The organism is uncultured Cocleimonas sp., from assembly GCF_947495625.1.
GTDB lineage: Bacteria > Pseudomonadota > Gammaproteobacteria > Thiotrichales > Thiotrichaceae > Cocleimonas.
Genome location: NZ_CANLZW010000017.1, coordinates 85,616 through 95,437 on the forward strand (window position 1 = coordinate 85,616; position 9,822 = coordinate 95,437).

A 9,822-nucleotide genomic window follows, 5' to 3' on the forward strand; every position below is an offset into this window, starting at 1 on the left:
ACCGGGAAACGATTAAAATGGATGAGCAAAGAAAGCAAGCATTAGCAGCTGCATTGGGACAAATCGAAAGACAGTTTGGTAAAGGGACTGTCATGCGTATGGGGGATTCTGCAGCGGCACGAAATATTGAGGTAATATCATCAGGTTCTTTAACGCTTGATATTGCTTTGGGCATAGGTGGTTTACCTAAAGGCCGTGTTATAGAAATTTACGGTCCAGAATCATCTGGTAAGACAACAATGACATTACATGCTATCGCAGAATGTCAAAAGAATGGTGGTACAGCAGCATTTATTGATGCGGAGCACGCTCTTGATCCAGGTTATGCTGAAAAACTGGGTGTAAATATTGATGATATGTTGGTATCTCAGCCAGACACGGGTGAACAAGCGCTTGAAGTAACAGATATGTTAGTTCGTTCTGGTGGTGTAGATTTAGTGGTTATCGACTCAGTAGCAGCATTGACACCCAAAGCAGAAATTGAAGGCGATATGGGTGATTCACACATGGGTTTGCAGGCACGTTTAATGTCACAAGCTTTGCGTAAGTTGACTGCTAATATCAAACGTTCGAATACCATGGTTATCTTTATTAACCAGATTCGTATGAAGATTGGTGTGATGTTTGGAAGTCCAGAAACTACAACGGGTGGTAACGCACTTAAGTTTTACGCTTCTGTAAGATTAGATATCAGACGTATTGGCGCTGTTAAGAAAGGTGATGAAATCATCGGTAACAGTACTCGAGTCAAGGTTGTTAAAAATAAAATGGCACCTCCATTTAAACAGGCTGAATTTGAAATTAAATACGGTGAAGGTGTGTCACATGTTGGAGAGCTTTTAGATCTAGGTGTTCAAGAAGGTATCGTGAATAAAGCAGGTGCCTGGTATAGCTACAACAGTGAGAAAATCGGACAAGGTAAAGAAAATTCAGGAGTTTATTTGAAAGAACATCCTGAGATTGCTGAAGAAATAGAAAAACTACTTCGTGAAAAATTATTGCCATCTAAAGTTAGCCCTGTTGATGCCCAAGAAGGCAATGAAGCAAACGATCCGAAAGAAGCAAAAAAATCAACAAAAGCAAAAGAAGTAGATTAATAGAGTTGAACTAATAAACGTTAAAAACGTTTATTAGTTATCCAGTTCCCCTTGGTCAAAAAAGGGTGGGGTATCATCCCCCCATAATTTGTGTCAAACACACCCCCACCCTTTTGACCCCTTTTTTTAAAAGGAGAACTTTATTATTAAGAACAAAGTACGACAGATGTAAGTATAAGAAATTAAAGATACAAAAATATAAAATCAGTTAGTTGGGGTCTACAGTGAGTAAGTTAGCGTTTAGTAAAAAAGATAATTATACGCGTTGCATGAATTCAGCAATCTATTCACTCGCTATGCGTGAACATTCGAGATTAGAATTATTTAATAAATTAAAAGTTAAAGACTTTGCAGAAGGCGTTAACCTTGACGAACTTCTTGATGAGTTAGCTGAAAATAACTATTTAAATGAAGAGCGTTTTGCTGAATGCTTCGTTAGATCAAGAGTAAATCGCGGTCAAGGCCGACTTAAAATAACGAATGAACTGCAAAGAAAAGGTATTTGCCAATCTCAAATTCAACAAGCAATAGATAAAAATGAAATTGATTGGTATCAGGTCGCGACAGAACAAATTGAAAAAAAATATGGAGAGACAGCTCCAGCTGATTACAAGGAAAAAACAAAACGTATGCGTTTTCTGTCTAGTCGCGGTTTTGATACCTATATAATTAGAGATTTAGTTGGAGCATAAAAATAAAAAGTACGATTAATCTGAAATTTATGGCAAAAAGTGTCCACTTTTATCAAGCTATATAAGAAAAAACTAACTCTATCTTGAATCTACCTCAACATACATAGACAATAGCCACTTTATGCACTAGCAGAGTTAAGCATGTCGGTAGATTCAAACAAAAAAATGAGTACAGCTGAAATCAGAAGCAGTTTTCTGGATTTCTTCGCTGGAAAAGGTCATACGATTGTTCCATCAAGTTCTCTCATTCCCGGGAATGATAAGACATTATTATTTACCAATGCTGGTATGGTGCAATTTAAAGATATCTTTTTAGGTGATGAGAAAAGCAATTTTTCAAGAGCAACCACTTCACAAAGATGTGTACGCGCAGGTGGTAAACATAACGATTTAGAGAACGTAGGTTATACCGCGAGACATCATACTTTTTTCGAGATGATGGGTAATTTTAGTTTTGGTGATTACTTTAAAGAAGATGCGATTTTATTCGCATGGGAATATCTGACTGAAGTTCTGAAGCTACCTAAAGAGAAACTCTGGGTAACGGTATACGCCGATGATGATGAAGCAGCGAGTATCTGGATTGATAAACTAGGTTTTCCTGCAGATCGTTTGAGTCGAATTGGTGATAAGCCAGGCAAAAAGTACGAAAGTGATAATTTTTGGGCAATGGGGGATACCGGTCCCTGTGGTCCATGCAGTGAAATTTTCTATGATCATGGCGAACATATTTGGGGTGGTCCTCCAGGTACTCCTGAAGAGGATGGTGATCGATACATAGAAATCTGGAATCTGGTATTCATGCAATACAATCGCGCTAAAGATGGGGCGATGAGTAACCTACCTAAACCCTCAATAGATACTGGTATGGGTCTTGAAAGACTTGCTGCCATTCTTCAGGGGGGTCATAGCAACTATGATATTGATCTGTTCCAAAACCTTATTAAATTTATCGCTGATCTGTCTGGCACTAAAGATGAAGATAATGCTTCTCTAAAAGTTATTGCAGACCACATTCGATCCTGTGCATTTTTGATCGTAGATGGAGTGATTCCTTCGAATGAAGGCAGAGGATATGTTTTAAGACGTATTATCAGAAGAGCTGCACGTCATGGGCATAAACTAGGTTTAGAAAAAGAATTCTTTTATAAGATAGTCGCACCTCTTGTTAAAGAGATGGGAGAAGCCTATCCAGAACTAATAAAAGCACAACAAACAGTTGAAGAGATTTTGCTAAAAGAAGAGAAACGTTTTGCTGAAACTTTAGATCGTGGCATGAAGATACTCAATACTACTATTGATGAATTAGAAGGCGATACGCTTCCTGGTAAAGTGGTATTCAAGCTTTATGATACCTATGGATTCCCACTAGATTTAACGGCGGATATTGCTCGCGAACATAATCTTGCGATTGATGAAGCAGGGTTTGATGCTGAAATGAAAGTTCAGAAAGAAACAGCGTCTTCAGCAGGAAAGTTTGGCAGCGATTACACCAATAAACTGGATGTCTCTGGCGAAACGAATTTCAGTGGTTATGATAAAACCAACGACTCAAGTAAAGTCGAATCCATATTCTCTGAAGGACAGAAAGTTACTTCGTTAAAAGAAGGTGAGAAAGGTCAAATTATCCTTGGCAATACCCCATTTTATGCAGAATCAGGTGGTCCAGTAGGAGATACAGGAAAGTTGGTTTCTGGTAGTAATATATTTGAAGTCAAAGACACTCAAAAGCAAGGCGATGTCTTTATTCATTATGGCATTGTTTCTTCAGGTTCTTTTAAATCAGGTGATGAAGTTAATGCAGAAGTAGATGTAGAACGTCGTCAAGCTATCGTGCTGAACCACTCTGCTACTCATTTAATGCATAAAGCATTAAGGCAGGTTCTGGGTGAGCAGGTAGAACAAAAAGGTTCTTTAGTTACACCTGAAAGATTACGTTTCGATTTCTCCCATGGCGAGTCAATGACTAAAGCTGAAATTGCGGAAGTAGAACAAATCGTAAATCATGAAATACGTTTAAATGCAGAAGCCAATGCTGCTGTTATGAGTATGGATGATGCTATAGAAAAAGGCGCAATGGCTTTATTCGGTGAAAAATATGGCGATGAAGTGCGCGTCGTGAATATTGGTTACTCCACAGAGCTTTGTGGTGGTGTGCATGTAAAGCGCGCTGGAGATATCGGCTTATTTAAGATCGTTAGTGAAGGTGGAGTTGCTGCCGGTGTACGCCGAGTTGAAGCCGTAACTGGTGAAGGCGCAATTAGCTGGATTGAAGAACGTTCTGATCAATTAGAGAACATAGCGTCTCTAGTGAAATCCTCAGCGAGTAATGCTGGCGACAAGGTAACGCAAATTCTGGATAGATCACGCGCTTTGGAAAAAGAACTTGAGCAATTGAAAACCAAGCTGGCTACACAGGCAGGTTCTGATTTAGCTTCTCAAGCCGTAGAAGTCGCGGGTATTAAAGTACTGGCTGCAAATCTGGATGGAGCAGATCCAAAATCACTTCGAGATACTGTTGATCAACTCAAGAATAAATTAGGTAAAGCGGCAGTGATTGTTGCGACGGTCGATGGCGATAAAGTCAGTTTAGTTGCTGGTGTTACCAAAGGTGAGACGGATAAAATTAAAGCAGGTGACCTGTTGAAGCATGTTGCTAGTCAGATTGATGGCAAAGGTGGCGGAAGACCAGATATGGCGCAGGGTGGTGGTAATAATCCGAGTGCGTTGCCAAAAGCTTTAGAGTCAGTTGTGAGTTGGGTAGAAGGACAAATTTAATGGAAGAGAAAAAAAATAGGTTGGTTGTACAAAAGTACGGCGGAACCTCTGTAGGTACAGTAGAGCGTATACAAGAAGTAGCGAATCGTGTGATTCGATATCGTAATCGCGGTGATTCTGTGGTTGTTGTTTTATCGGCGATGTCTGGTGAAACTAATAAATTGGTAGGTTTAATCAATGAGATTAATCCTAACGGCTCGGCACGCGAGAAGGACGTAGTTTTATCGACAGGAGAGCAGGTAACTATTGGTTTATTGAGTCTCGCGCTGGAAGCAAAAGGCTGTGAAGCCCGTTCTTACACCGGCACACAAGCTCGAGTAATGACTGATAATGCCTATAGTAAAGCGCGTATTAGTGAAATAGATGGCTCTAAAATCAAAGAAGATTTAAACCTGGGAAAAGTAGTCGTTGTGGCTGGTTTTCAGGGAGTCGATGCAGAAGGAAATATAACAACCTTAGGTCGTGGTGGATCAGATACAACGGCTGTTGCATTAGCAGTAGCTCTAGATGCCGACGAATGCCAAATTTACACAGACGTGGATGGTGTATATACAACGGATCCGCGCATGGTTCCTGAGGCTACGCACATTCCCAAACTTGCTTTGGAAGAAATGCTGGAAATGGCAAGTCAGGGCTCTAAAGTGCTACAGATTAGAGCGGTTGAATTTGCTTATAAATACAATATGCCGATCAGAGTATTATCAAGCTTTGATGATGGTGATGATGGAAAGAGTACGCTGGTAACGCGTGAGGAAGATATAATGGAAGAAGTATTAGTACGCGGTGTAGCGTTTAACCGAGATGAAGCTCAGCTAACAATTACCGGTGTACCAGATCAGCCGGGTGTTGCGCATAAAATTCTTGGTCCAATTTCAGATGCGAATATTGAAGTTGACATGATCGTACAGAATATTGGCACTGATGGAGCAACCGATTTTACCTTTACTGTACATCGCAATGAATTAGATCAGGCGATGAAAATACTGGAAGAAACGGGAAAAATATTAGGTGCTAAAAAGTGGTCTAGCGACGATAAAATAGCCAAGATTTCAATTATTGGTGGAGGCATGAGATCGCATGCGGGTGTTGCTACGCAAATGTTTGAAGCGTTAGCTAAAGAGAATATCAATATCCAGTTGATATCGACTTCAGAGATTAAAGTGTCGGTAGTTATTGATGAGAAGTATTTAGAACTCGCTGTAAGAAGCCTTCATGAAGCGTTTAACCTTCACGAAGCTTAGTTCTCTCTAAACTTATATAAATAAACACACCCCCCTACTTTTAGGCACTTTTCTATAAAAAGTGCCTAAAAGTAGGGGGGTGTGTTTGGTTTTAAGATAATGAAACTGTTGAACTATTTCCTATTTATTCAATAATTCTCATGAATAAATTAACAATTCTTAAAAGTTAAGTCTGTGTTCAGGCGTAGCATGCCATTATTACACCGTATATCGGAAAAAGTGGTCAAAGATAATAATAAAAACTACAAGTTAATAAGTAATAGCAACAATATTGCACAAAAGATATATTTGCTATTTTATTAACCGAACAAGAATCACACAAAAAAGAAATCGAATACGAATATAGCCTCGGGAAAGTGGCTAAATAATTATAATAACGGAGAGTCATTAAATGTTAATTTTAACCAGACGCATCGGTGAAACACTGATGATCGGTGACGATGTAAGTATCACTGTGATTGGTGTAAAAGGTAATCAAGTACGCATAGGTATAGATGCACCGAAAGAAGTAGCAGTGCACCGTGAAGAGATTTTCAAGCGTATTAAAAGTGATGAACTTAGATTAGTAGAGCCAGAGAAAAACGCTGGTTAATACAATCTTGATTTGATCTAAAGATCTAAAGTCATTTTCTTTCAAAATTAATTGTGATTTTAAACGTGATAGTTACTTAATAACTTTCACGCCATCTGTTGCGCCTAAAATAAGTACATCAGCTGGGCGTCTTGCGAAAAGGCCAACCGTGACAACACCGGGAAGTCTATTAAACTCATCTTCCATTTTTACTGGCTCAAATATTTCCAGGCCGTGAATATCAATAATGATGTTTCCATTATCCGTTGTGAAACCTTCACGTAACTCTGGCTGACCACCCATTTTTACAATTTCACGTGCGATATAGCTTCTAGCCATCGGAATGACTTCTACCGGCAAAGGAAATTTACCCATAACATCAACTAACTTCGTGTCATCGGCAATACAGATAAACTTGTCACTCGCGCCCGCAACGATTTTTTCACGCGTTAATGCACCGCCGCCACCTTTGATTAGGTTCAGATGCTTGTCAGACTCATCTGCACCATCTACGTAAAGTGATAATTGCCCTGCGTTATTAAGATCCATCACGGGAATACCATGACTTTTGAGTCGTTCTTCGCTGGCTATAGAGCTTGCAACGGTTCCATCGATCTTGCCTTTAATTGTAGCGAGTAAATCAATAAAGTGATTCGCGGTTGATCCTGTTCCAATACCTACAACCATTCCTGATTCAACATATTCTAGTGCGGCTTCGGCTGCAGCTTTTTTCATTTCATCTTGTGTCATAAGTGATCCCGTTAACTCGTTACTTAAATTATTAATGGATAATACATAAAGAAGGATTTCCAAGAAACACTTATACCTCTTAATAACTTGCACCTTTTTACTTCTGCTCGTAAAGTTCGCACCATGAATAACAAATCAGAAACAAAAACGACAAGTCGCCTAATAGAAAAGATACTCACCGCAAGAGTCTATGACGTTGCGATCGAGACACCGTTGGATGAGGCTAAGTCATTATCAAAACGTACTGAGAATAATATTTTTCTAAAGCGTGAAGATCTGCAGCCGGTATTTTCATTTAAGTTACGCGGCGCATTTAACCGTATGTTCCACTTAACTGATGAAGAAAAGCAGCGCGGGGTTGTTGCAGCTTCAGCGGGAAATCACGCACAAGGTGTGGCAATCTCGGGTGCGAAACTTGGTATTAAATCCACCATTGTAATGCCAAAAATTACGCCAGATATCAAAATTAAAGGCGTAGAGTCGTATGGTGGAATAGCGGTTTTGCATGGTAATACCTTCGATGATGCGTATGCCCATGCCATGGAGCTTTGCGAAAAAGAAGGTATGACATTTATCCATCCTTTTGATGATCTGGATGTGATTGCTGGTCAGGGAACAATAGGTATGGAGTTGTTACGACAGCATCCTGATCCTATCGATGCAATTTTCGTGTGTGTTGGCGGTGGTGGTTTAATTTCTGGTATAGCGAGTTACATCAAATATCTTAGTCCTACAACAAAGGTTATTGGCGTAGAACACGAAGAAGCCCCGAGTATGACTCGTGCCTTAGAAAAGGGAGAGCGGGTTCTATTAGATAGCATCGGTACTTTTGCAGATGGTGCAGCTGTTCGTCAAGCGGGTGAAAAAACCTTTGAAATCGCTCGTGAGCTGGTTGATGAAATGATTCTTGTTAGCACCGATGAAACATGTGCTGCAATCAAGGATGTATTTGAAGACACACGAACTTTGTTAGAGCCTGCAGGTGCACTCGGTGTTGCGGGTCTTAAAAAATATGTTGCCCAACACGAATTGAAGGATAAACAACTGATTGCAATTAGTAGTGGTGCGAATATCAATTTTGATCGTTTGCGTCATGTTGCTGAAAGAGCAGAACTAGGTGAGAAACGAGAAGCAATACTTGCTGTAACGATCCCTGAGCGTCCCAACAGCTTTAGAGATTTCTGTAGTGCTCTGGGTGACAGAAGTATTACCGAGTTCAACTATCGCTATTCTGATAGGACTGAAGCGCACGTATTTACCGGAGTGAAAATCTCTGAAGGTGATAAAGAGAAAAACCTCATCATGAATACTTTGGAGCAGCAAGGCTACACAGTACTCGATCTAAGTGATAATGAAGTCGCTAAAGTGCATTTGCGTTTTATGGTTGGTGGACATGCCCAAGGTATCAAAGATGAAGTCTTGTATCGCTTTAGCTTCCCAGAGCGTCCGGGTGCTTTATTGCACTTTTTAACCAGTATGGGTGGAATCTGGAATATCAGTTTATTCCACTATCGTAATCACGGTTCTGACTTTGGTCGTGTACTAACTGGTATTCAGGTGCCCGAAGATGAACGAGAAAAGTTCTGCAAGTTCCTGGAAGATTTAGGTTATGAGCATTGGGAAGAGACAAATAACCCCGCATATCAAAGCTTTTTGCGTTAATTTTCATACGTTTTCAATTAAATATGTAAATAATGCTGAAATAGATCAGATTAAGCTTGATGCAGTCATGATGTTTCGCTAAAATCACCCGCCTTTCGACTCTCTAGTACTTTAGTTTGTTATTTTAAAGTATTGATTCAGAGAGTCTTTGTAATTATAAGAATTTGGAGATTTATCATGGCTAAAGTTTGCCAGGTAACAGGAAAACGTCCGGTTTCAGGAAATAACGTTTCTCATGCGCACAATAAAACAAAGCGTCGTTTTTTACCGAACTTGCACACGCACCGTTTTTGGGTTGAAAATGAAAACCGTTTCGTTAAATTGCGTTTAACGGCAAAAGGAATGCGTATCATCGATAAGAATGGTATTGATTCTGTATTAGCTGACATTCGTGCTCGCGGCGAAAAAGTATAAGCCAGACCGCATATAGTCTTAAACTGTATAGAGTCTTAAAGGAGAATAATCATGCGTGATAAAATCAAATTAGTTTCAACTGCTGGTACTGGATATTTTTATACCACTACTAAGAACAAACGTACTATGACTGAGAAATTAGTTATGAAGAAGTACGATCCTAAGGTTCGTAAGCACGTTGAATTCAAAGAAGCTAAGATCAAGTAAATCGATCTATAAAGCTTTATTGAAAGAATGCAAAAAGCCCGGTTCGCCGGGCTTTTTTGTGTCTGTGGATTATTGCTTTAATAAGAATTGCTTGGACTTTCTTTAGTAATAAAACAAGTAACGAAGTATCGAAGTAAATAACCACCGAAGCATGCAGCCAAGAACTAAACAACCATAATTTGAAAAGTCACCCCCCACCTTGTATGTTCACTCTTAAGATCAATTGAGAGTTTTTTCATAAGATAATTCTATCAATAGTTCTTTATTATAAGAGAAGTAATCGGGAAGGCCGTCCCCACCTAAAGCCATTGAATGATGAGCTTGTAAAAAGACAGGTCTCCCGCCCTCTTCATCCATTCCGTAGAGTATCCGAGGCCTTTGAGTAAAACCCTTGAGCCTGAATCACAAGG

General features: G+C 39.6%; 9 protein-coding genes. 8 read left to right on the forward strand and 1 reads right to left on the reverse strand.

What is annotated here, in order from left to right; translation table 11 throughout:
* Nucleotides 1–17 precede the first annotated feature (17 nt).
* From recA to csrA, 5 genes are all read left to right on the forward strand, one after another.
* Entirely contained in the window at nucleotides 18–1,097 is a 1,080-nt protein-coding gene (gene recA, locus Q1A31_RS11165; RefSeq protein ID WP_299876347.1) for a recombinase RecA, read from the forward strand.
* Between the two features lie 224 nt (nucleotides 1,098–1,321).
* A complete protein-coding gene (locus tag Q1A31_RS11170; RefSeq protein WP_299876349.1) occupies nucleotides 1,322–1,789 on the forward strand; it encodes a regulatory protein RecX in 468 nt (155 codons plus the stop codon).
* Nucleotides 1,790–1,930: 141 nt separating this feature from the next.
* Nucleotides 1,931–4,567: an alanine--tRNA ligase gene (gene alaS / locus Q1A31_RS11175; protein ID WP_299876351.1), complete on the forward strand. Its 2,637-nt coding sequence runs from the start codon at nucleotides 1,931–1,933 to the stop codon at nucleotides 4,565–4,567.
* Nucleotides 4,567–5,808, forward strand: a complete 1,242-nt coding sequence (locus Q1A31_RS11180) for an aspartate kinase (RefSeq protein ID WP_299876352.1) — start codon at nucleotides 4,567–4,569, stop codon at nucleotides 5,806–5,808. The genes alaS and Q1A31_RS11180 overlap by 1 nt, the downstream gene beginning before the upstream one ends.
* Nucleotides 5,809–6,199: 391 nt before the next feature.
* Nucleotides 6,200–6,400 carry a carbon storage regulator CsrA gene (gene csrA / locus Q1A31_RS11185; protein WP_299876354.1) on the forward strand — a complete coding sequence of 67 codons (201 nt, stop codon included), beginning with the start codon at nucleotides 6,200–6,202 and terminating at the stop codon, nucleotides 6,398–6,400.
* Between the two features lie 72 nt (nucleotides 6,401–6,472).
* Here csrA and rpiA read toward each other — a convergent pair whose 3' ends face one another.
* Nucleotides 6,473–7,129 carry a ribose-5-phosphate isomerase RpiA gene (gene rpiA / locus Q1A31_RS11190; protein ID WP_299876356.1) on the reverse strand — a complete coding sequence of 219 codons (657 nt, stop codon included), beginning with the start codon at nucleotides 7,127–7,129 and terminating at the stop codon, nucleotides 6,473–6,475.
* A gap of 123 nt (nucleotides 7,130–7,252) precedes the next feature.
* Between rpiA and ilvA the strand changes: the two genes are divergently transcribed.
* The 3 genes from ilvA (at nucleotide 7,253) to rpmG (ending at nucleotide 9,412) form a co-directional block, all read left to right on the forward strand.
* Nucleotides 7,253–8,791 carry a threonine ammonia-lyase, biosynthetic gene (gene ilvA / locus Q1A31_RS11195; RefSeq protein WP_299876358.1) on the forward strand — a complete coding sequence of 513 codons (1,539 nt, stop codon included), beginning with the start codon at nucleotides 7,253–7,255 and terminating at the stop codon, nucleotides 8,789–8,791.
* A 177-nt stretch (nucleotides 8,792–8,968) separates the two neighbouring features.
* Nucleotides 8,969–9,205 carry a 50S ribosomal protein L28 gene (rpmB, locus tag Q1A31_RS11200; protein ID WP_299876360.1) on the forward strand — a complete coding sequence of 79 codons (237 nt, stop codon included), beginning with the start codon at nucleotides 8,969–8,971 and terminating at the stop codon, nucleotides 9,203–9,205.
* Between the two features lie 51 nt (nucleotides 9,206–9,256).
* The gene (rpmG, locus tag Q1A31_RS11205; RefSeq protein WP_131904961.1) at nucleotides 9,257–9,412 is read left to right on the forward strand and encodes a 50S ribosomal protein L33; all 156 of its coding nucleotides are present in this window, start codon (nucleotides 9,257–9,259) and stop codon (nucleotides 9,410–9,412) included.
* Nucleotides 9,413–9,822: the final 410 nt, after the last annotated feature.

Coding starts and splice junctions, on each gene's coding strand:
- recA (WP_299876347.1), top strand. CDS start 18: ATGGATGAGCAAAGAAAGCAAGCATTAGCAGCTGCATTGGGACAAATC.
- alaS (WP_299876351.1), top strand. CDS start 1,931: ATGTCGGTAGATTCAAACAAAAAAATGAGTACAGCTGAAATCAGAAGC.
- Q1A31_RS11180 (WP_299876352.1), top strand. CDS start 4,567: ATGGAAGAGAAAAAAAATAGGTTGGTTGTACAAAAGTACGGCGGAACC.
- csrA (WP_299876354.1), top strand. CDS start 6,200: ATGTTAATTTTAACCAGACGCATCGGTGAAACACTGATGATCGGTGAC.
- rpiA (WP_299876356.1), bottom strand. CDS start 7,129: ATGACACAAGATGAAATGAAAAAAGCTGCAGCCGAAGCCGCACTAGAA.
- ilvA (WP_299876358.1), top strand. CDS start 7,253: ATGAATAACAAATCAGAAACAAAAACGACAAGTCGCCTAATAGAAAAG.
- rpmB (WP_299876360.1), top strand. CDS start 8,969: ATGGCTAAAGTTTGCCAGGTAACAGGAAAACGTCCGGTTTCAGGAAAT.
- rpmG (WP_131904961.1), top strand. CDS start 9,257: ATGCGTGATAAAATCAAATTAGTTTCAACTGCTGGTACTGGATATTTT.